General features: G+C 72.1%; 22 protein-coding genes. 6 read left to right on the forward strand and 16 right to left on the reverse strand.

Translation table 11 applies throughout. The features are described from left to right. Nucleotides 1–5 precede the first annotated feature (5 nt). Genes ACIBVP_RS26590 through ACIBVP_RS26600 form a run of 3 tightly spaced genes read right to left on the reverse strand, consistent with a single transcriptional unit; the run spans nt 6 to nt 4,018 of the window. A complete protein-coding gene (locus ACIBVP_RS26590) occupies nt 6–1,685 on the reverse strand; it encodes a glycerol-3-phosphate dehydrogenase/oxidase (RefSeq protein WP_396109060.1) in 1,680 nt (559 codons plus the stop codon). A 21-nt stretch (nt 1,686–1,706) separates the two neighbouring features. Continuing rightward, nucleotides 1,707–3,221, reverse strand: coding sequence for a glycerol kinase GlpK (glpK, locus tag ACIBVP_RS26595; RefSeq protein WP_396109061.1), 1,515 nt, complete (start codon nt 3,219–3,221; stop codon nt 1,707–1,709). A gap of 14 nt (nt 3,222–3,235) precedes the next feature. Further along, a complete protein-coding gene (locus tag ACIBVP_RS26600) occupies nt 3,236–4,018 on the reverse strand; it encodes an MIP/aquaporin family protein (RefSeq protein ID WP_396109062.1) in 783 nt (260 codons plus the stop codon). Between the two features lie 241 nt (nt 4,019–4,259). On the opposite strand from ACIBVP_RS26600, the gene ACIBVP_RS26605 reads away from it, so the two are divergent. From ACIBVP_RS26605 to ACIBVP_RS26615, 3 genes are read left to right on the forward strand one after another with little or no spacing between them, the layout of a single operon-like run. Then, nucleotides 4,260–5,024, forward strand: a complete 765-nt coding sequence (locus tag ACIBVP_RS26605) for an IclR family transcriptional regulator (RefSeq protein ID WP_396109063.1) — start codon at nt 4,260–4,262, stop codon at nt 5,022–5,024. Between the two features lie 23 nt (nt 5,025–5,047). Then, nucleotides 5,048–6,568: a glycerol kinase GlpK gene (glpK, locus tag ACIBVP_RS26610; RefSeq protein ID WP_396109064.1), complete on the forward strand. Its 1,521-nt coding sequence runs from the start codon at nt 5,048–5,050 to the stop codon at nt 6,566–6,568. A gap of 47 nt (nt 6,569–6,615) precedes the next feature. Continuing rightward, the gene (locus ACIBVP_RS26615) at nt 6,616–7,125 is read left to right on the forward strand and encodes a DUF4240 domain-containing protein (RefSeq protein WP_396109065.1); all 510 of its coding nucleotides are present in this window, start codon (nt 6,616–6,618) and stop codon (nt 7,123–7,125) included. Nucleotides 7,126–7,150: 25 nt separating this feature from the next. Here the strand turns inward: ACIBVP_RS26615 and ACIBVP_RS26620 are convergent, their stop codons facing one another. The 3 genes from ACIBVP_RS26620 to ACIBVP_RS26630 all read right to left on the reverse strand — a co-directional run bounded on the left by ACIBVP_RS26620 (nt 7,151) and on the right by ACIBVP_RS26630 (nt 9,748). Then, nucleotides 7,151–7,909: a GAF and ANTAR domain-containing protein gene (locus ACIBVP_RS26620; protein WP_396109066.1), complete on the reverse strand. Its 759-nt coding sequence runs from the start codon at nt 7,907–7,909 to the stop codon at nt 7,151–7,153. Nucleotides 7,910–7,985: 76 nt separating this feature from the next. Continuing rightward, a complete protein-coding gene (locus tag ACIBVP_RS26625; protein ID WP_396109067.1) occupies nt 7,986–8,630 on the reverse strand; it encodes a response regulator in 645 nt (214 codons plus the stop codon). Further along, nucleotides 8,627–9,748, reverse strand: a complete 1,122-nt coding sequence (locus tag ACIBVP_RS26630) for a sensor histidine kinase (RefSeq protein ID WP_396109068.1) — start codon at nt 9,746–9,748, stop codon at nt 8,627–8,629. Before ACIBVP_RS26630 ends, ACIBVP_RS26625 begins: the two co-directional genes overlap by 4 nt. Before the next feature lie 112 nt (nt 9,749–9,860). Between ACIBVP_RS26630 and ACIBVP_RS26635 the strand changes: the two genes are divergently transcribed. Continuing rightward, entirely contained in the window at nt 9,861–10,583 is a 723-nt protein-coding gene (locus tag ACIBVP_RS26635) for an ABC transporter ATP-binding protein (protein WP_396109069.1), read from the forward strand. Next, the gene (locus ACIBVP_RS26640) at nt 10,580–11,326 is read left to right on the forward strand and encodes an ABC transporter permease (protein ID WP_396109070.1); all 747 of its coding nucleotides are present in this window, start codon (nt 10,580–10,582) and stop codon (nt 11,324–11,326) included. Before ACIBVP_RS26635 ends, ACIBVP_RS26640 begins: the two co-directional genes overlap by 4 nt. Here the strand turns inward: ACIBVP_RS26640 and ACIBVP_RS26645 are convergent. Continuing rightward, the gene (locus ACIBVP_RS26645) at nt 11,292–11,774 is read right to left on the reverse strand and encodes an ATP-binding protein (RefSeq protein ID WP_396109072.1); all 483 of its coding nucleotides are present in this window, start codon (nt 11,772–11,774) and stop codon (nt 11,292–11,294) included. The two genes, ACIBVP_RS26640 and ACIBVP_RS26645, sit on opposite strands and share 35 nt — an antisense overlap. Before the next feature lie 289 nt (nt 11,775–12,063). Between ACIBVP_RS26645 and ACIBVP_RS26650 the strand changes: the two genes are divergently transcribed. After that, nucleotides 12,064–12,960, forward strand: coding sequence for an alpha/beta fold hydrolase (locus tag ACIBVP_RS26650; protein ID WP_396109073.1), 897 nt, complete (start codon nt 12,064–12,066; stop codon nt 12,958–12,960). Between the two features lies 1 nt (nt 12,961). On the opposite strand, the gene ACIBVP_RS26655 is transcribed toward ACIBVP_RS26650, so the two are convergent. The 9 genes from ACIBVP_RS26655 to ACIBVP_RS26695 form a co-directional block, all read right to left on the reverse strand. Then, complete coding sequence (locus ACIBVP_RS26655; RefSeq protein ID WP_396109074.1) at nt 12,962–13,615, reverse strand: response regulator; 654 nt, start codon at nt 13,613–13,615, stop codon at nt 12,962–12,964. Then, nucleotides 13,612–14,745, reverse strand: coding sequence for a sensor histidine kinase (locus ACIBVP_RS26660; RefSeq protein ID WP_396109075.1), 1,134 nt, complete (start codon nt 14,743–14,745; stop codon nt 13,612–13,614). The genes ACIBVP_RS26655 and ACIBVP_RS26660 overlap by 4 nt, the downstream gene beginning before the upstream one ends. 31 nt (nt 14,746–14,776) lie before the next feature. Then, nucleotides 14,777–15,493 carry a metallophosphoesterase gene (locus ACIBVP_RS26665; RefSeq protein ID WP_396109076.1) on the reverse strand — a complete coding sequence of 239 codons (717 nt, stop codon included), beginning with the start codon at nt 15,491–15,493 and terminating at the stop codon, nt 14,777–14,779. After that, nucleotides 15,490–15,744, reverse strand: coding sequence for a BON domain-containing protein (locus ACIBVP_RS26670; RefSeq protein WP_396109077.1), 255 nt, complete (start codon nt 15,742–15,744; stop codon nt 15,490–15,492). The genes ACIBVP_RS26665 and ACIBVP_RS26670 overlap by 4 nt, the downstream gene beginning before the upstream one ends. After that, complete coding sequence (locus ACIBVP_RS26675) at nt 15,741–16,313, reverse strand: nucleotidyltransferase family protein (protein ID WP_396109078.1); 573 nt, start codon at nt 16,311–16,313, stop codon at nt 15,741–15,743. The genes ACIBVP_RS26670 and ACIBVP_RS26675 overlap by 4 nt, the downstream gene beginning before the upstream one ends. A gap of 38 nt (nt 16,314–16,351) precedes the next feature. Continuing rightward, nucleotides 16,352–17,497, reverse strand: a complete 1,146-nt coding sequence (locus ACIBVP_RS26680; protein WP_396109079.1) for an RNA polymerase sigma factor — start codon at nt 17,495–17,497, stop codon at nt 16,352–16,354. Next, nucleotides 17,494–17,838, reverse strand: a complete 345-nt coding sequence (locus ACIBVP_RS26685) for a YciI family protein (RefSeq protein ID WP_396109307.1) — start codon at nt 17,836–17,838, stop codon at nt 17,494–17,496. The genes ACIBVP_RS26680 and ACIBVP_RS26685 overlap by 4 nt, the downstream gene beginning before the upstream one ends. Nucleotides 17,839–17,912: 74 nt before the next feature. Further along, nucleotides 17,913–18,410 carry a pyridoxamine 5'-phosphate oxidase family protein gene (locus ACIBVP_RS26690; protein ID WP_396109080.1) on the reverse strand — a complete coding sequence of 166 codons (498 nt, stop codon included), beginning with the start codon at nt 18,408–18,410 and terminating at the stop codon, nt 17,913–17,915. 249 nt (nt 18,411–18,659) lie between these two features. Beyond that, nucleotides 18,660–20,819 (reverse strand): transglycosylase domain-containing protein, encoded by a 2,160-nt coding sequence (locus ACIBVP_RS26695; protein WP_396109081.1) that lies wholly within the window; start codon nt 20,817–20,819, stop codon nt 18,660–18,662. Nucleotides 20,820–20,868 lie beyond the last annotated feature (49 nt).

Below are 20,868 nucleotides of genomic sequence, written 5' to 3' on the forward strand. Positions count from 1 at the left end.
GAGGGTCAGCCCGCCACGAGCCGTGTCACGGCGGACGCGTCGTCGCGGGCCGTGAGCGCGGCCAGCTCCGCCCGTGTCCGCTCGTCGTAGGCGTCGAGCGCGGCCCGCCGATCGGACAGCTCCCAGCCGAGGTGCTCCCCCACCAGGTCGGCCACCTGGTCGACGGCGGCACGCCCGCGGTCGGGGTACTCGATGGCGATGCGGGTGCGCCGGGACAGCACGTCGTCCAGGTCCAGCGCGCCCTCGTGGGTCACCGCGTAGACGACCTCGGCCGCCAGGTAGTCCCCGGCGCCGGTGAGCGGGGCGGCGAGCCGCGGGTCGCGGTCGATCATGGCCAGCAGGTCGGTGACCGCCGAGCCGTACCTGCCGAGCAGGCGCTCGACCGTGGCGACCGGCAGCCCGGCCCGGGCGGCGAGGGTGTCGCGGGTCGTCCACAGCTCGCGGAAGCCCACGGCACCGTGGATCGGCAGGTGCCGGGTCAGCGACGGCGCGACCGCGCGCCCGAGCCCCTTCACGGCGGCGTCCACGACGTCGGCGGCCATCACCCGGTAGGTGGTGTACTTGCCGCCCGCCACGACGAAGAAGCCAGGCGCGGGTTCGGCCACCGCGTGCTCGCGCGACAGCTTCGTGGTGTCGCCCGACGCGACGCCGGCGTCGAGCAGCGGCCGGAGTCCGGCGTAGACACCGACCACGTCGTCGGCGGTCAGCGGTTCCCGCAGCACGGCGTTGACGTGGGCCAGCAGGTAGTCGACGTCCGCGCCGGTGGCGACCGGGTGGTCCGGGTCGTGGTCCCACGGCGTGTCGGTGGTGCCGATGATCCAGTGCCGGTCCCACGGGATGACGAACAGCACGCTCTTCTCGGTGCGGGTGATCAGCCCGACGTCCAGCCGCAGCCGGTCGCGCGGCACGAGCACGTGCACGCCCTTGGACATGCGCACGTGGAACGGCGCCTTCGCGTGATCGAGGGCCCGGACCTCGTCGGTCCACACCCCCGCGGCGCTGATGACCCGCCGCGCGTGCGCGACCTGCTCACCTCCCGAGAGCAGGTCGCGCACGCGCACCCCGGTCAGCCGGCCGCGGTCCCGGAGGACCTCGGCCGCCTCGACACGCGTCAGCACGGTGGCCCCGTGCTGAGCGGCGGTGCGCGCGAGCATCATGGTGAGCCGCGCGTCGTCCACCTGTGCGTCGTAGTAGCGGACGGCGCCGGTGAGCGCGTCCGGTCGCAGCGCGGGCGCCAGGTCGAGCGCGCCGCGCCGGGAGAGGTGCCGGTGCATCGGCAGGGCACGGGCGCCGCCGATGCTGTCGTAGAGCAGCACACCCGCCCCGACGTAGGCGCGTTCCCACACCCGGTGCGTCAGCGGGTACAGGAACGGCACCGGCCGCACCAGGTGCGGTGCGAGGCGGTTCAGCAGCAGGCCGCGTTCCTTGAGCGCCTCGCGCACCAGCGCGAAGTCACGCTGCTCCAGGTAACGCAGCCCGCCGTGGACGAGCTTGCTGGACCGGCTCGACGTGCCCGCCGCCCAGTCCCTCGCCTCGACCAGCGCGACCGACAGGCCGCGGGAGGCGGCGTCGAGCGCGGCACCCGCACCCACCACGCCGCCGCCCACGACGAGCACGTCGAACTCGGTCTCGGCCAGGGCACGCAGCGCCGCGTCCCGGTACGCGCGGTCCAGCTTCGCCGACATCCCGGCACCTCTCCCCTGTGGTTAGTTGACGTCCGCGTCGACCCAGTCGAACGACTTGGTGACGGCCTTCTTCCAGTTGCGGTAGACCCGCTCCCGCTCGGCCGCGTCGAGGTTCGGCGTCCAGCGCTTGTCCTCGGCCCAGTTGGCGCGCAGCTCGTCCTGGTCCTTCCAGTAGCCGACCGCGAGCCCGGCCGCGTACGCGGCGCCAAGCGCGGTGGTCTCGGCGACCTTCGGCCGGACCACGGGCACGTCGAGGATGTCGGCCTGGAACTGCATGAGCAGCTCGTTGGCGACCATGCCGCCGTCGACCTTCAGCTCGGTCAGCGCCACGCCCGAGTCGGCGTTCATGGCGTCGAGCACCTCGCGGGTCTGGAACGCGGTGGCCTCCAGCACCGCGCGGGCGAGGTGGCCGCGGTCGACGAACCGGGTGAGCCCGACCAGCGCTCCGCGTGCGTCGGCCCGCCAGTACGGTGCGAACAACCCGGAGAACGCGGGCACGAAGTAGGCGCCGCCGTTGTCCTCGACGGACCGGGCGAGCGTCTCGATCTCCGCTGCCGACCCGATGATCTTCAGGTTGTCCCGCAGCCACTGCACGAGCGCGCCGGTGATCGCGATCGACCCCTCCAGCGCGTACACCGGCTTCTGCTCGCCGATCTTGTAGCACACGGTGGTGAGCAGGCCGTTCTCGCTCGCGACCTTCTCCTCACCGGTGTTCAGCAGCATGAAGTTGCCGGTGCCGTAGGTGTTCTTCGCGGTACCCGGCTCGTAGCAGACCTGGCCGAACGTGGCCGCCTGCTGGTCGCCGAGGATGCCCGCGATCGGCACGCCCTGCAGCACCCCGGGACCGCCGACGCCGTACTGCTCCGACGACGACCGGATCTCCGGCAGCATGGACATCGGGACACCCATCTCGGCCGCGATCTCCGCGTCCCACGACAGCGTGTCGAGGTCCATCAGCATGGTCCGCGACGCGTTGGTGACGTCGGTGGCGTGCACGCCGCCGTTCGGGCCGCCGGTGAGGTTCCACAGCGTCCACGTGTCGGTGTTGCCGAACAGCAGGTCGCCGTTCTCGGCACGCTGTCGCGCACCGTCCACGTTGTCCAGGATCCAGCGGATCTTGGGGCCGGAGAAGTAGGTCGCGAGCGGCAGGCCGACCTTGGCCTTGTACCGGTCGGCGCCGCCGCCGAGCGCGCCCAGCTCCTCGACGATGGCCTGCGTGCGGGTGTCCTGCCAGACGATCGCGTTGTAGACCGGCTCACCGGTGTTGCGGTCCCACACCACCGCGGTCTCGCGCTGGTTGGTGATGCCGACGGCGGCGAGGTCGCGGATGTTCAGGTCGGCCTTGGCGAGCGCCTGCCCGATGACGTACCGGGTGTTCTCGGTGATCTCCTTCGGGTCGTGCTCGACCCACCCGGCCTTCGGGAAGATCTGCTGGTGTTCCTTCTGCCCCACCGAGACGATCGAGCCGGAGTGGTCGAAGACGATCGCCCGCGTGCTGGTCGTGCCCTGGTCGACGGCGAGAACGTACTGGGTCATTGCGGCAAGTCCTTTCAGAACACGACCTGGGAGAGGAGACCGGCGAGCACGCCGCCGATGATCGGGCCGACCACCGGCACCCACGCGTAACCCCAGTCGGAGTCCTTGCGGGGACGGGCGGACGCGGTGCCGGGACCGCCGACGCCGACCGCGACGGTCGCCTTGTGGTGCGTGGGCAGCACGGCGTGCGCGATGCGGGGGCCGAGGTCACGGGCGGGGTTGATGGCGTACCCGGTGGGCCCGCCGAGCGAGGCGCCGATGCCGACGACCAGCAGCGCGACCGCGAGCGGGCCGAGCTGGTGCGGTGTGTTGCCGAACGCCAGCACGACGAACACGAGCACGAACGTGCCGAAGACCTCGGTGACGACGTTCCAGCCGGGGCTGCGGATCTCCGGGCCGGTGGAGAACACGGCGAGCTTCTTGCCCTCGTCCTCCTCGGCCTCGAAGTGCTTGCGGTAGGTCAGGAACGCGGCGCAGGCGCCGAGGAACGCACCGAGGAACTCACCCGCGAAGTAGACCAGCGTCGAGCCGACGGTGATCGAGACCTCCGGCGCGTACGTGTCGGCGCCGCTGGCGAGGATGCCGAGGGTCACGGCCGGGTTGAGATGCGCGCCCGACTTGTAGGCGACGAACACGCCCGCGAACACCGCGAGTCCCCAGCCGAAGTTGATGAGTAACCAGCCACCGTCCTTGCCCTTGGACTTGACCAGCAGCACGTTCGCCACCACACCGGCCCCGAGCAGTATCAACATGCCGGTGCCGAGCGTTTCGCTGACGAACACCTCTGTCAGAGACACGTTTCCTCCATTCGCCGTTGAACGACCACGCTCGCGTGTCACCCCGACACGTGGGTACCGGGAAGCTATGTGCGCGTGACGGGCAGCTCAACGGCGAGCGGTCGACATTGTCGAACGGCCATGACGATCCACTCCGGACCCGCGAGCCAACTTTCGCGATACAGACGCGGTGACCGGCGGGCTCGCTCGCCGCGAGCGTTCGACATTGCCGACGACGACCGATTTAGGTAGGTTCCGCGGCGTGCCGGGTCCGATTCAGTCGATCGAGCGCGCCGCGGCGATGCTGCGGCTGTTGGCGCGCGGTTCCGGTCACCACGGGCTGGCCGAGATCGCGGCCGCGCTCGGCCTGCCCAAGGGCACCGCGCACGGCATCCTGCGCACGTTGCAGCGGGTGGAGTTCGTCGAGCAGGACCAGGGCACCGGCCGCTACCGGCTGGGCGCGGCGCTGCTGCACCTGGGCACCAGCTACCTGGACGCGAACGAGCTGCGGTCCCGGTCGATCAACTGGGCCGACACGCTGGCCGCGCGCAGCGGCCACGAGGTCCGGATCGGCATGCACCTCGACGGGGCGGTGCTCGTCGTGCACCACGTGTTCCGCCCGGACGACACCATGCAGACCCTCGGCATCGGCGGCATGCTGCCGTTGCACGCGACCGCGCTGGGCAAGGTGCTGCTCGCCTACGACGCGAGCCTCCTCGCGACGATCCGCCGCGCCGCGCTGACCTCGCTCACGCGCCGCACGATCGTCCGGCCCGCCGCGCTGGAACGCGTGCTGGTCGAGGTGCGCGCGGCGGGATGGGCGAGTGAGGCGGAGGAGTACGTGCCGGGTGAGGCGAGCATCGCCGCGCCGATCCGGATGCCCGGCGGTCTCGTCGTCGGCGCGATCGGGATCTCCGGTGCGGTGGACCGCATCTGCCAGACCGGGAACCGGCCGAGGCAGGCGATGGTGGACCACGTGTGCCGCGCCGCGGAGGCCGTGTCCCGTTCGCTCGCCGCGGACAACTGAGACCGACCAAGGACGAGAGAGCAATGGCGCAACGGTTCGTGATGGCGATCGACCAGGGCACCACGTCGACCCGGTGCATCGTCTTCGACAGCAACGCCCGGCTCGTCTCGGTCGCCCAGCGGGAACACCGCCAGCACTACCCGCGACCGGGCTGGGTCGAGCAGGACGCCGTGGAGATCTGGCGCAACGTGGACCGGATCATGCCGCAGGCGATGCGGGACGCGGGCATCGCGGCCGACCAGGTGGTGGCGCTGGGCATCACCAACCAGCGCGAGACGTTCGTGGTGTGGGACCGGCACACCGGCGCGCCCGTCGGGCGGGCGATCGTGTGGGAGGACATCCGCACCGACGACCTGGTGGCCGAGCTGGCCGCCCGCCCCGGCGCCGACGAGGTGAAGGAACGGTGCGGCCTGCCGCTCGCCACCTACTTCTCCGCGCCGAGCCTGCGCTGGCTGCTCGACGACGTCCCCGGCCTGCGCGACCGGGCGGAACGCGGTGACGTGCTGTTCGGCACCATGGACACCTGGCTGATCTGGAACCTCACCGGCGGCGTCAACGGCGGGCTGCACGTCACCGACGTGACCAACGCGTCGCGGACCATGCTGATGAACATCACCACGCGGCGGTGGGACCCGGAGCTGCTGTCCTTCTTCGACATTCCCCGGCGGATGCTGCCGGAGATCCGCTCCACCACGGAGATCCACGGCCGCACCACCCGCGTCGTGCCGGGCATCGCGATCGCGGCCGCGCTCGGCGACCAGCACGCCGCGCTGTTCGGGCAGACCTGCTTCGCCGAGGGCGAGACCAAGTGCACGTACGGCACGGGCAGCTTCCTGCTGATGAACACCGGCACCAAGCTCATCCGCTCCGGGCACGGCCTGCTCACCACGATCGGCTACCAGCTCGGCGGCGAGCCGGTGACCTACGCGCTGGAGGGGTCGATCGCCGTCACCGGGTCGCTGGTCCAGTGGTTCCGCGACAACCTGGGGCTCATCCACACCGCACCCGAGATCGAGACCCTCGCGCGGACCGTGAAGGACAACGGCGGCTGCTACATCGTGCCCGCGTTCTCGGGACTGTTCGCGCCGCACTGGCACAGCGAGGCCCGCGGCCTGATCGTCGGCCTCACCTCCTACATCACCAAGGGGCACCTGGCCCGCGCGGTGCTGGAGGCCACGGCGTGGCAGACCCGCGAGGTCGTCGACGCGATGACCGCCGACCTCGGCGAGCGCTCCCGGGTGTTCAAGGTGGACGGTGGGATGACCGCGGACCACCTGCTGATGCAGACCATCGCCGACGTGCTCGACCTGCCGGTGATGCGCCCGATGGTCGCCGAGACGGTGTCGCTGGGCGCCGCCTACGCGGCCGGGCTCGCGGTCGGGTACTGGCCCGACCTCGCCGGGCTGCGCCGGAACTGGCACCTCGCGGCGCGGTGGACCCCGCAGATGGATCCCCGGCACCGCGAGGAGGAGTACGCCAACTGGAAACGGGCGGTGGAACTCACCTTCGGCTGGGCCCGCCGACGGGTGTCGGCACAGGCGTGAGTCGGCGCGCTCCGTGATACGGAAGTCGACGGTGTTGGCGTTCGCGCGTGACGACGACGCCGAGCGCGGCCGACGAGGCCCGCTTCTGGAATCTGATCGAGTCGGCATGGCAGCGTGTCGGCAGCACGCCCGCCACACTGCGCACGGCCATGCTGACCGCTGACAACGAGGAGACCGCCGAGGCGATCGTCGAGCACCTCGACGCGTTCGTCGGCCACCTGGAGGTGCTCTCGGCCGACCTGTCGGACACCGAGCTGACCGACCTCGACCGCGTCCTCGAGCGGAAGCTGTACGACATCGACCGCGCCGACCTCCGCGAGATCACGGACGGCTCCGACGACGGTTTCCTGTACTGCCGCGGCTTCGTCGTCGCGCTCGGCCGGGAGTACTACGAGGCCGTCGCCGCCGACCCGTCGTTGGCCGTCGAGGACGCCGAGTGCGAGTCGATGTGCTACTTCTTCGCGCACCGCTACGCGGAACGGCACGACAGCTTCCCGGACACGGGTTCCGGCATCTCCCGCGAGACGTGCTCGAACAAGGCCGGGTGGGCCGACTGACGACGACCCGGTCAGCGTCCCCCGGTCAGGGCTGCGGGGGTCGCTCGTCACGGTTGTCGACGAGCCACTCCGCGACCCGGTAGAGCTTCATGTTCGCGTGCTGGGAGGCCTCCACCAGCATGCGGAACGCGTGTGCGGCGTCGACGGCGTGGCGTTCCATGAGGATGCCCTTCGCGGTGGCGATGGTGTCCCGGTGCTCGATGGCCGCGGCGAGGTTGGCTTCCTTCTGCGCACTGATCAACGCGATCGACGCGTGCGTCGCGAACAGCCGCCCTTCCTGTTCGGTGCGTTCGGTGAACGCGTCGCGGCGGCTGGCGTACAGGGTCAGCGCGCCCACGGTGTTGTCGTGGACGAACAGCCGGTAGCAGAGCATCGACCGGACACCGCGTTGCGCGGCGGCCTGGCCGAACGCGGGCCAGCGGGCCTCGTGGGCGAGGTCCCCGGTGCGGTACGTGTGGTGCTCGGCGATGGCGTCGACGCACGGCCCCTCCCCGAGCCGCAGCTGCAGGGCGTCGATCTCGGTCACCACGTCCGCGGTCGGCGCCACCGTGTGCACCTTGCCGCGCTCCACCAACGAAATCCCCGCGTGCTCGGCACCCGTGACGTGCGCCAGGGCGGCCGTAACGATCGCGTGCATGGTCCCGTTGACGTCGGGCTCCGCCGCGAGTGTCCGCGCCACGGCGCCGAGCACGTCCGCGAGTTGGTCGGCCGGGTCGGCCGGCACCATGCTTCCGTCGATCTCCTGGTCCCAGGGACGGGCCAGGGCTTCGTCTGGAACGGACATGAGCCGCGGTCTCCTTTCACGTACAGGCTCCCGCGCAGGGGTATCCCGAAACCGGGTGGACGAATCACCCGGGACGTCAGCGCAGAATGCCGTCGTGAAGGGCTCTGAGCACCGCGTTGGTGCGGTCGCGGGCGCCGAGCTTGAGCAGGATCGTGGACACGTGGTTCTTGACCGTGCCCTCCGCGAGGACCAGCAGGCCCGCGATCTCCCGGTTCGTGTAACCCCGCGTCATCAACCGCAGCACCTCAAGCTCGCGGTCGGTGAGGGGCTGCGCAGGCACCGCGTCGACACCCGCCGGTGACGGGCCGGACCGGATCGCGCGCACCAGGCGGTCGGTGATGGCGGGGGCGATGAGGGTGCCGCCGTCGGCGAGGGTGGCGACCGCCCTGGTGAGCTGGTCGAGGGTGACGTCCTTGAGCAGGTAGCCGCGCGCGCCCGCCCGCAGCGCGTCGAGGACGAGGGTGTCGTCGTCGAAGGTGGTCAGCACCAGCACGGGCAGGTCGATGCCGCGTTCCCGCAACCGGTTGAGGGTCCAGATGCCGTCGTGGCGCGGCATCCGCAGGTCGAGCAGGACGACGTCGGGCCGGGTCTCCTCGATCGCCGTGAGCGCGGCGCCGCCGTCGTCGGCCTCGCCGACGACCTCGACACCCGCCATGTCGAGCAGGGCGCGGATGCCGTGGCGCACCAGGGTCTGGTCGTCGACGAGCAGGACGCGGGTCATCGCACCGGCACCGTCGCGGTGACGCGGAAGCCCGCGGTGCCGTCGAAGGACGCGGCGCCGTCGAAGGACACGTCGCCGCCCAGCGCGGCGACGCGTTCCGACAGGCCGCGCAGCCCGTTGCCCACCCGCACCTCCCGCGTGCCGCGCCCGTCGTCCACCGCGGTCATCCGGATGCGGTCGCCGTCGCGGGCCACCTCGACGCGCAGCGTGGCCGCGTGCCCGTGCCGGAGCGTGTTCGTGACGATCTCCTGCATCGCCCGCACCAGCACCGCCGTCTGCTCCTCGTCGGCGCCGACCGCGTCGTCGATCTCGACCGTGACCGCGAGGCCCGGCACCTGCCTGCCGACCCGGCGCAACGCCTCCGCCAGGTCGGTCGCGTGGTCGGTGCGCAGGGTGTCGACGGTCGCGCGGACGTCGGCGAGCAGCTCGCGCGCCACCGTGCCCGCCCGCTCGACGTGCTCCCGCGCCCGCCCGTCCGCGCGGTGCCGCGCGGCCTCCAGCTCCAGCGCCAGCACCGTGAGCTGGTGACCGATGAGGTCGTGCAGCTCCCGGGAGATCCGCAGCCGCTCCGCCGTGCGCGCGGACTCCTCCAGCAGCACGCCCGCGGCCCGCAGCTCGACGTTGGCCGCGGCCAGCTCGCGGCGCGCCCTGCGCTCACGCAGGGAGGCCGCGACGCTGAGCACGGTCGCGAGCTGGATCAGCGCGTAGAACCCGCCGACGGTCAGCACGTCGACCGCGCCGCCGCCCTGCCGTGCCGCGGTCACGGCGACGATCGCGGTGTTCGCGCCCGTCACGGCCAGCGCGACCGGCACGGTGACCAGCTCCGCGCCCAGCGCCGCGAGCGCCACCAGCAGGATCGGCAACAACCCGGCGCCGGGCGCGGTCACGACCAGCCCCCAGCTCACCACGACCGCGAGCCCGTACAGCACGTACCGCGCGGCGGGTCGTTCGGTGAACACGGACCCGACGGCGGCGGCGATCACCGCGGCGAACCCGGCGAGCCACACCGCGTGCGGCACGGCGGGTTCCGTCGCGCCCAGAATCACCGGCACGCCGACGCCGACGCACACGACGAGCATCGCGACGCCCGACCAGTCGTCGGGTCCGAACCGGTCCATGCCCCCAGCCTAGGGATCCGGACGTCCCGGGCGGGGGTGCCGATGGTCATGGTCGCGATCGCTGACCGGCGGCACCCGCGCGGACCCGACCGCCGCCCCTAGCGTCGCCGCCATGACCGAACCAGCGATCCTCGTGACCGGCCTGCACAAGCGGTACGGGGACGTCGTCGCCGTGGACGACCTGGACCTGCGCGTCGAACCCGGCGAGGTGGTCGCGATCGTCGGCGCGAACGGCGCGGGCAAGACGTCCACCGTGGAGATGATCGCCGGGCTGCGCGCCCCCGACCGCGGGCGGATCGCCGTGCTCGGCCTCGACCCCCGGCGGGACCGGGCCGCGCTGCGGCAGGTGCTCGGCGTGCAGCTGCAGGAGCCGTACCTGCACCACGCACTGACCGTCGCCGAACTGCTCGACCTGTACCGCGGCTTCTACCGGAACCCGAGATCGGCGGAGAGCCTGCTCGACATGGTCGAGCTGGCCGAGCACCGCGGCACCCGGTTCGAACGGCTCTCCGGCGGGCAGCAGCAGCGGCTGTCGATCGCGCTCGCGCTCGTCGGCAGACCGCGGGTGGTGATCCTCGACGAGCTGACGACCGGCCTCGACCCGCGTGCCCGGCGGCGGGTGTGGGCCGCGATCGACGCGCTGCGCGACGAGACCGTGCTGCTGGTGAGCCACGCGATGGACGAGGTGGAGCGGCTGTGCGACCGGGTCGCGGTGCTCGACCGCGGCCGGGTCGTCGCGCTCGCGCCGCCCGCCGAGCTGAACGAGAGGGCGGGCACCGGCTCGCTCGAGGAGACCTTCATGGCGTTGACCGGAACCGAACCGGAGGAGATGTGAGCACCCCGCCTGCCGCGTGGCTGACGTTGACGAAGTGCGAGGCGCGGATGGTCGTCCGCGACACGGCCGGGCTCGTCGTGCCCATCGCGCTGCCGATGCTGGTACTGGTCATGAACGCCTCGGCGGCGGCGGGACGGACGGCCGGGGGCGGGCGCTCCGCGCTGGACGTCCACGTGCTGCCGCTGGTGTTCGCGATCGTCCTCGCGTCGATCGGGGTGATCAACATGCCGGGCTTCCTCGCCTACTACCGGCGTGCGGGCATCCTCCGCCGCCTCGCCGTCACCCCGGTGTCACCGCTGCTGGTGCTCGTCGCCCAACTGCTGGTCAGCCTGGCACAGGCGCTGCTCGGCGTCGGTCTCGCGTTCGCGTTCGCGGTGCTCGCCTTCGGGGCGCGGCCCCCGGCGGCGGCCGGGGCCGCCGCCCTCGCGACGCTCCTGTCGGTCGCCGCGCTGTACGCGGTGGGCATGGTGGTCGCGTCGGTGGCGCCGACACCGAACTCCGCGGTCGCCATCGGGTTGGTCGCGTTCTTCGTCCTCGGCGCGGTCGGCGGCATGTTCGGCGGTACGGACGCGCTGCCGGACGTCGTCGCCCTCGTCGGGGCGTGGCTGCCGTTCGGCGCGACCGTCGACGCGCTGTCCCACGCCTGGGCGGGTGCCGCGGTGCCGACGGACACCGTCGTGGCCCTGCTCGCGGTGACCGCGGCCGGTGTCACCGTCGCGACGGTGTGGTTCCGGTGGGACTGACGGCCTCGTCGTGGCGGGCGTGGTCCGCGCACGGCATCGTCGACCACACCGTCTTCCCACCGGCGGCCGGGTGACGCCGCACGCCCCAGACCCGGCAGATCCGCCGCACCAGCACCAGGCCCGCCCCGCGGTGCGCGGCGGGCCCGAACCTGGACACGCCCGGGGTCAGCTCGTCGAGGTTGGCGTCCTCGACCTCCACGTTGATCTCGGTGTCCGTACGGGTCAGCCGCAGGGCGCGGGGGCCGCCGCCGTGTTCGATGGCGTTGGTCACCAGCTCGACCACCACCAGCAGGAGGTCGGTGAGCACGTCGTCACCGAGGTCACCCGCGGTCCGCCGCACCCAGACCCGGATCGCGGGGAGCGCCGCGACGCCGCTGTTCGCGAGGTCCTCGTCCCACCTCAGCGCCGAGGCCCAGACGACTTCTCCCGGCTCGTCCGCCTCCGTCATCCCGCCCCTCCCACCGCGCCGCCGTCCTCAGTGGACGACCAACCGCCCCCGTACGTCCGCTGTTCGGATACCAACCCGGGACGATCTCGAAACATCGGACCGCGTGCCCGGTCCACGAAGGGCCGGGAACTCCCTGCCACACCAACGAGATCGGTCACCGGGACGGGCCGTTGTCCCCCATGAGAGCTACGTGCGGGTGTCCACCGTGACGGGACGATTCCGGCGCGCGGGATCCGTAGTGTTCCGGCCGCCGCGGCGTACGGCCGCGACATCCGTGAGGGAGGACACGATGAACCGCAACGGCAAGGTGACCGCTTCGATCGCGCTGTGCTGCGTCGCACTGGCGGGCTGCGACGAGGCCCCGGAGGAGACCTCGGCGCCGCCCGCGAACAGCACCACCACGGCGAAGAACGAGGCGCCGTTCACCGGGAAGGTCGAGGCCGACGGCGGCTCGGTGCAGGTCTCCTGCGCGGGCGAGGCACAGGAAGGCCGGCCCGTCGTCGTGCTGCTGCACGGCGGCGGTGACGACCTGACGAAGATGGCCGACCTCCAGAACAAGCTCAGCGACAAGGACCTGGTCTGCTCCTACGACCGGCTCGGCGCGGGCGCCAGCGACAAGCCGGGCGGGCCGCAGACGATCGCCGACAGCGGCGACGTGCTCACCGCCGTGATCGACCGGGTCGCCGGGGACGCGCCGGTCGTCCTCGCCGGCCACTCGCTCGGCGGTCTGCTCGCCGCCCGGTACGCGCCCGACCACCAGGACCGGGTCGCGGGACTGGTCCTGCTGGACGCCACCTCACCGACGCAGAGCGCCGACCTCAAGGCCATCGTCCCGGCGAACGCCACCGGGCCCGCGGCCGACCTGGTGGCGCAGACCGAAGCCGTGCTGCGGGGGCAGAACCCGGAGCGGCTCGTGACCCCGGACGGGGACGTCGCGTCCGCCGGGGACATCCCGGTGCAGGTGGTCCAGCACGGGAAGCCGTACCTCGCCGAGGCCGTTCCCGAGTACGGGCAGGACATGGAGCAGGCCTGGGCGCAGGGCCAGCGGAAGTGGCTCGCCGTCTCCAGCGACAGCACGCTGGTCACCGCACCGAACAGCGGGCACTACGTTCACGTCGACGAACCCGAGGTCGCCGTCCGGGCCATCCAGCAGGTCGTCGCGCAGGCCGCCGAGCACAACGGCTGACTCAGGTGACCAACCCGTGGCGGTAGGCGTAGATGACGGCCTGCACCCGGTCACGGAGCCCGAGCTTGGTGAGGATGCGCGACACGAACGTCTTGACCGTCTCGGGGCTGATCACGAGCGTGCCCGCGATCTCGTTGTTGGACAACCCGTCCGCGACGAGACGCAGCACCTCCAGCTCACGCGGGGTCAGCGGCACGTTCCGCGGCCTGCCCTCGGCCGGGCGGATCCGGGTGGCGAACCGGCCGACCAGCTCACGCGTCACCGCCGGGTCCAGCAGCGCCGCGCCGGTCGCCACGGTCCGGATCCCGTGCAGCAGCCGGTCCGGCGGGCTGTCCTTCAGCAGGAACCCGCCCGCCCCCGCGCGCAACGCCTGGTACACGTACTCGTCCAGGTTGAACGTGGTCACGACGAGCACCTTGACCGGGCGCGGCACGTCGGCGCCCGCGAGCAGGCGGGTGGCCGCGATGCCGTCGAGCACCGGCATGCGGACGTCCATCACCACCACGTCCGGGTCGAGCGCACGCGCGAGGTCGACCGCGGTCTGGCCGTCCTCGCACTCGCCCGCCACCTCGAGGTCGGGTTGCGCGTCGATGATCGTCACCAGGCCGGTGCGGACCAGCACCTGGTCGTCGCAGACCAGGACCCGGATGGTCACGACGAGGCCCCCGCCGGGATGCGGGCCCGCACGTAGAAGCCGCCGCCCGTGGCGTGGCCCGAGCTGAACTCGCCGCCGAGGACGTCAACGCGTTCGCGCAGGCCGGCCAGTCCGCGCCCGCTCCCGCCGAGGGACGCGTCGGAGGGACCGGCAGCGTCGGTGCTGACCTCCACGGTGATCTCGCGGTCGCCGTGGAGGACCTGCACCGACGTGCGGCTGCCGCGCGCGTACTTGAGCGCGTTGGTCAGGGCCTCCTGCACGACCCGGTAGGCCACCGGGCCCGCGTTGCCCGCCGACCCGGCCGGGGTGCCCTCCTCGGTGAACTCCACGGGCTGGCCCGCCTTGCGGGTCTGCTCCACGAGTGTGCGGAGCCCGGCCGCGGACGGTGCGCCGTGGTCGGGGTTGAGCACGTCGAGCAGGTGCCGCAGCTCGGTCAGCGCCTGCCTGCCGGTGTCGGTGACGACGGTCAGCGTCTCGTCGAGGCGGTCCGGTTTCGCGGTCAGGTACCGCGCGGCCTCCGCCTGCACCACCATCGCCGTCACGTGGTGGGTCACGACGTCGTGGAGTTCGCGGGCGAGCCGGGTCCGTTCCGCGGCACGGGTTTCCTCCGCCACGCGGCGGCGTCGCTCGGCCTCGGCCGCCCTGGTGGCCCGCAGCCACGAGCCCACGCCCCACACCAACGCCAGCGCCACGTAGAACGTCAGGTACTCGCTCACCGCCTCGCCCGCGCCGAGCAGCTCGAACGCGAGCACGAACGCCACGTACGCGGCGGAGGACACGACCGCCGTCGCCCGCCGGTGCCGCTCCGACCGCGACGCGGCGGTCAGCAACGCGATCGCGAACGCGGTGCCCGCGAACGAGTGGTAGCCGCGGAGCTGGTCGATGGCGAAACCGGCCGACACCACGACGAAACCGGCGACGGGCCACCGCCTGCACACCACGAGCGGACCGCACTGGAGAGCGATCGCGACGACGGCCAGCACGTCGTACGGCCGGGCAGGCATGCCACCGAACTGCGTCCCGTGGCTGTGCAACGCCGGGACCAGCGACCCGACGAAGAGCATCAGCGCGATCGACGAATACCAGACCACGCCACCGAACCGACGAACAATCCCCCGAGGATCGATCACCGGCGCAGCTTAGCGGCGTCCGCGCACCCACTCAGGCGGCGGTCAGGCCGAAGGTCGCGTAGGCGCTGCGGATGACGGGCTGCGCGACGTTGCGGACGCGGATGCCGCCCGCGGTCACCCCCTGCTCGCAACCGAAGTGGGCGTGGCCGTGGAGCGCGAGGTCCGCGCCGCACTCGTCGATCACCTCGCCCAGCTGGTAGCAGCCGAGGAACGGGTAGATCTCCGGCGGCTCGCCACGCAGCGTCTCCGGGATCGGCGAGTAGTGGGTCAGCACGATCCGCACGTCGGTGTCCAGGCCGCGCAGCGCGGCACGCAGGCGTTCGGCGCGCTCGACCGTGTGCCCGACGAACGCCTTCATCTCGGGCTCACCGAAGTTGCTCGCGCACTTGCCGGCGAACCCGCCGCCGAAGCCCTTCACACCGGCGACGCCGACGCTCGTGCCGTCGACCTCGAGCGTGACCGCCTCGCCTTCGAGCACGCGCAGCCCCCGGTCCTCCAGGAGCTTCGCGATGTCGTCGGCCAGGTCGCTGTGGTGGTCGTGGTTGCCGAGCACGGCGATGACCGGCACCGGCAGGTCGGCGAACTCGTCGGCGACGACCCGCGCCTCGTCGAGCGTGCCGTGCCGGGTCAGGTCGCCTGCCAGCAGCATCACGTCGGCGTGTGCGGGCAGCTTCTCGAGCGCGGGCCGCAGCTGCCCGCGCGCGTCCTCGCCGAGGTGCACGTCCCCGACCGCGGCGATGCGGATCATCGGAGTTCCTCCCGGCGCGCGGGTTCGCGGGTGTCGGCCACCCGCACGTCGTTGTTCACCGACACGTCCGGCGCGACCTCGGCCAGCACCTGTTCCAGCTCGGTGCGCCGCTGTTCGGTCGCGACCTCACCGGACAGGTGGACGTGGTCGCCCCGCACGTTGACACGCACGCCCATCTCGGCGGTGCGCGGGTCCTCCGCGAGTGCGCGCCGGATGTGCGCAACCCGGTACTGCGGGCTCTCGTCGGTCATGTCGGGATCCTTTCGCCGCACGACTCGATGTCCACAACGGACAGTCCATTGAGGAGCACCAGGAACGACCGCGCGTAGGGTGACGCCGCGGTCTCCTGGGCCACCCGCGCCCAGTCCACCTGCTCCCGCAGGTCCCTGGCGACGGTCAGCAGCGGCGCGAAGTCGCACCGGTGCGGGCCGAGCACGAGCAGCTTGTCGACCATCAGGTCGGTCGCCGAGACGACGGGTGCGTACGCGGGCCCGACGCGCATCGGCTCCGCGCGGCGGAGGACCTCCCCGGGGTCGCGGTGGTTGGGCTGGAAGATCAGGTCGACCAGCACGTGCCCGTCGTAGACCTTGAGGAGCCAGTCCTCCGGCGGGTCCTCGGGGCGCATCCCCTCGGCCGCCAGCGCCTGCTGCGCGGCCCGCGCGTCCTGTTCACGCAGGAACACGTCGACGTCGTGTTCGGACGGTGGCCCGCCCCGCGCGTACACCGCACACCCACCCGCCACCGCGAAGTCGATGCCGGCGGCGGAGAGCGTGTTGACCACCTTCGTCAACGCGTGCAGCAACGTCGCCTCGTCCACCACGAACGGTTACCCGGGCGTCGCGCGGGAAAACGCGCCCGCTAGGAGGGCGGCAGTTGCCGCACCCGGGCGGCCTCGCGGGTGAGGTGGTCCCGTTCCGGCACGCTCGTCGCGGCCTGGGCGGCCTGTGTGTACAGCTGCGCGGCCCGCTCGTGGTCACCCGCGCGTTCGTGCAGGTAGGCGGCCGCCGCGGCATACCTGGGCAGGTCGGGGCTCACGTCCGCGAGCGCCGCCAGACCGGCGTGCGGGCCGTCGGCCGCACCGACCGCCACCGCGCGGTTGAGCCGGACGACCGGGCTGTCGGTGACGCGCAGCAACTCGTCGTACCACTCGACGATCTGCACCCAGTCCGTCTCGTCGGCGCGCTGCGCGTCGGCGTGCAGGGCGGCGACGGCGGCCTGTGCCTGGTACTCCCCGAGCCGGTCGCGGGCCAGCGCGGCCTGCAGGATCGCGACGCCCTCGGTGATCATGGCGGTGTCCCAGCGCGACCGGTCCTGCTGGGCGAGCGGCACGAGACGACCGTCGGGATCGGTGCGCGACGCGCGGCGGGCGTGGTGCAGCAGCATCAGCGCGAGCAGGCCGGCGACCTCGGGCTCGTCGGTCAGCGCGACGAGCTGGCGGGCGAGCCGGATCGCCTCCGCCGCGAGGTCCACGTCCCCGCCGTACCCCTCGTTGAACACGAGGTAGAGCACCCGCAACACCGTCCCGAGGTCGCCGGGCTGGTCGAGCGGCAGGCCCGCGAGCCTGCGTTTGGCCCGGCTGATCCGCTGCGCCATGGTCGCCTCGGGGACGAGGTAGGCGGCCGCGATCTGGCGTGTCGTCAGGCCGCCGACGGCGCGCAGCGTCAGCGCGACCGCCGAGGCGGGCGGCAGGGTGGGGTGCGCGCACAGGAAGTACAGCCGCAGCGTGTCGTCCGTCGCGGGCGCGGGGCCCGCGGGCGGCTCGGCGTCCACGACGAGCTCCCGGCCGCGCCGCGCCGACTCGGCACGGGCGGCGTCGAGGAACTTGCGCCACGCGACCGCGACGAGCCAGCCCTTCCGGTCGCGCGGCGGGTCGTCGGGCCACGTGTCGAGCGCCCGGATCAGTGCCTCCTGCACGGCGTCCTCCGCGGACGCGAAGTCGGCTCCGCGCCGGACGAGGACGCCGATCACCGCGGGCACCAGCTCCCGCAGCAGCGCCGCGTTCACTCGGTGAACGGGGCCGAGTCGGTGAGGAGCGGCCGCACCTCGAGCCACTCCTGGACCGGCCTGCCCCCGGCCCCCGGCGCGGCGGACAGCTCCCCGGCCAGCTCGACGGCGCGCTCCCACGACTCCACGTCGATGATCATCCACCCGGCGACGAGGTCCTTGGTCTCGGCGAACGGCCCGTCGGTCACCGGTGGGCGGCCCTCGCCGTCGTTGCGCACGAACGCACCGCCCGGCGCCAGCGCCCGGTGGTCGACGAACTCCCCCGTCTCCTCCAGGCGGGCGGCGAAGTCGCGCATGTACCGCACGTGCGCGTCGAACTCCTCGGGCGTCCACTGGTCCATCGGCACGTCGTTGACCGGCGCCGGCGCGCCGCGATAGTGCTTGAGCAGCAGGTACTTCACGGTGGGCTCCTCGTTCAGGCGTTCTGGCGTTCCGCGCGCCGCCGGACCAGTTCCTCGACGGCGCTCGGGAGGGTCGTCTCGAAGTCGATCAGTTTGGCCCACGTCGGGGTGACGACGATGCGCACCATGCCGTCGTAGAGCGAGCGGACCTCGGCCTCCCACTCGACCCGCTGCTCGGCCGTCATCCGGTACGAGCCGTTCATCTGGAGGTACTCGTCGGGGATGCCGTCGACGTAGTCCAGCTCGGCCCGGCCGCGGACCAGCAGCATCTTCGGCGGGTGCACCTCGGTGTCGATCGTCAGGGCCACAGCGGGATTGTGGCGCAGGGCGGCGAGCTTCGGCGCGTTCGTCGTCGTGCACATGACGATCTCCGTGCCGTTCCAGGTGAACCCGATGGGGATGGTGCGCGGTGTGCCGTCCTTCGCGACGTAGGCCAGCCGGGTCAGGTCACGGGCCAGCAGTTCCCGGCTGAAGGGGCGGTTCAGGACCTCGGTGATCTCGTTCTGCTCCACGATCGGCTCCCTGGTCACGCGGCCCGTCGTGGCCGCTCGTGCCCCTGGGACGGAGCCGACTCCCGGTTCTCGACACCGGGCCCGCTTCCGCGGGCCGGGCGCGCAGCGCCCGGCCCGGTTCGTGAAGTCCTTCAGCACACCGGGGGAAGCCCATCCGCGTGGACGCGGCACCGGCCGCGCGCCGGGTCCAGTAGCCACCGCATGGCCAGGCCGTCGCACACCGAAAGCGTCTTTCAGGGCATTCCGGCGTCAGTTGATCCGCTCGTAGCTCGGGTCGGAGGCGGGCAGTGGGAGGCTCGGCTGCCCCTCCAGGATCTTGGTCATCGCGCCGAACCAGGTCCTGGCAGGGGTTTTGCCGCCGAACATGTTCCCGGAGTCACCCTCGGTGGCGGTGACGTTCCCGGGCCCGCCGTCGTACAACCCGCCGAAGGGCCGGTCCGGCCGGAACACCATGGCGGCACCGGCCAGCTGCGGCGTGCCACCGACGAAGGCGGCCGACCCGTTGTGCTGCGTGGTCCCGGTCTTGCCGATCATCGGCCGGTTCCAGCCGACCTCCGCCGCCGCGGCGGCCGCGGTGCCACCGGGCAGGTCGTCCTTGCTCATCCCGACGGCGAGGGTGTCGGCGAGGCCCTCCGGCACCGCCTGCTCACACTTCTCCTCCTGCACCGGGTACGGCTCGCCGTCGCGGTCGGTGACCGACTGCAGCGGCGTTGGCGGGCACCACACGCCACCGCTGAGGATCGTGGCTGCGACGTTGGCCAGCTCCAGCCCGCTCGTCGGGCTCACCCCCAGCGTGAAGGAACCCTTGCCGGGCGAGTTCTCGCTGGGGCCGAAGAACTCGGCCTGGCTCTGCCGCACCTCCGCGCTGTCGCCCTTGGGGTTCGGCTTGGCGCCGGTCGCCGCGTTGGACGCCATGGTCTTGCGCAACCCCAGCTTGCGCGCCATGTCGATCACGGCGCCCATGCCCGCCTTCTCCTCGAGGATGACGAACGCGGTGTTCGGCGACGTCTGCAGCGCGGTCTGCAACGTCATGCTGCCGCTGCCGCCCTCGCTGGCGTTCGTCAGGCAGTAGGCACGCGTGCCCTGCGCGACGGTCGGGCACTGGTCGCCGCCGCCGACGAACACCTTCGAGGTGTACGAGCTGGGTGACTGGACGGTGTCGTAGATGCCCGCGACCCTGCGTTCCATCGCCGCCGCCGCGGTGAAGATCTTGTAGCTCGAACCGGTGCCGGTGACGTTGGAGATGGCCGACGGCAGCGAGAACTCGGTCTGGCCCGCGTCGGCGTTCGGGCCGTAGTCGCGGTTGGCGGCCAGCGCCACCACCTCGTGCCGGTCCTTGCCGGGCTTGACCAGCGACAACGTGTTGGCGACGTTCTCCTGCGTCTTGTCCACCTGTCGCTCCGCGGACTCCTTCGCGGCGTGGTTGGCCCTCCGGTCCAGCGTGGTGCGGATCGTGTAGCCGCCGGTGTAGAGGTCGTCCTTGGACATGCCGTGCTCGATCAGGTAGTCCTCGACGTACTGGCAGAAGAAGCCGTTCTCCGGGCCGGCGCCGACGCAGTTCGCCGGTGGCTTGTCGGGGCCGCCCTCGAGGACGCCGAGCCCCTCGTCCTTGACCTGCTCCGCGTCGTCCTTCGACAGCTTGCGGTTCTCCACCATCTTGTCGACCACGAAGTTGCGCCGGTCGAGCGCGCGCTCCGGGTGGCTCCACGGGTCGTAGATCGACGGGTTGTTCGCCATGCCGGCGAGCAGCGCGCTCTGGGCGACCGTGAGCTTGTCGGGCGTGGTGCCGAAGTAGGACTTGGCGGCCGCGCCGACGCCGTAGACCTGGCGGGAGAACTCGACGACGTTGAGGTAGCCGGTGAGGATCTCCTCCTTGCTCATGGTCGTCTCGAGCTGGATCGCGATCCTCGCCTCGGCGAGCTTGCGCGAGATGCTCGTCTCCTGCGCCCGCTGCTGCCCGGCCTTGTCGTCCCGGTAGACGACGTTGATCAGGTAGTTCTTGACGTACTGCTGGGTCAGCGTCGACGCGCCCTGCGTGTCGCCGCCGGAGGTGTTGTTGAGCGCCGCGCGGATGGTGCCCTTCCAGTCGACGCCGTGGTGCTCGTAGAAGCGGCGGTCCTCGACGGAGATCAGCGCCCACTTCATCGCGTCGGAGATCTCGTCCGGCTGGGTCGGGATGCGGTACTGGTCGTACAGCGTCGCGATGGGGGCGCCGTCGCGGTCCGTGATGGTCGTGACCAGGGGCGGCGGCTCGTCGGCCAGCTCGGCGGACAACGACTCCACCGTCTCGCTGGCCTGGTTCGTCATCACCCCTGCCAGTGCGGCGACCGGGAGCAGTGTTCCCGCGACGAGCACCCCGGCGAGCAGGCAGAGACCGAATATCCTGAGCAGACTCCCCCTCGTGCGCATGCGGCCAGGGTACGCAGGGTGACGTGAGAGGCTCGTGATCGAATGCCCT

Origin of the sequence: Actinophytocola sp. NPDC049390 (assembly GCF_044466355.1) — a bacterium.
Taxonomy (GTDB): Bacteria; Actinomycetota; Actinomycetes; order Mycobacteriales; family Pseudonocardiaceae; genus Actinophytocola.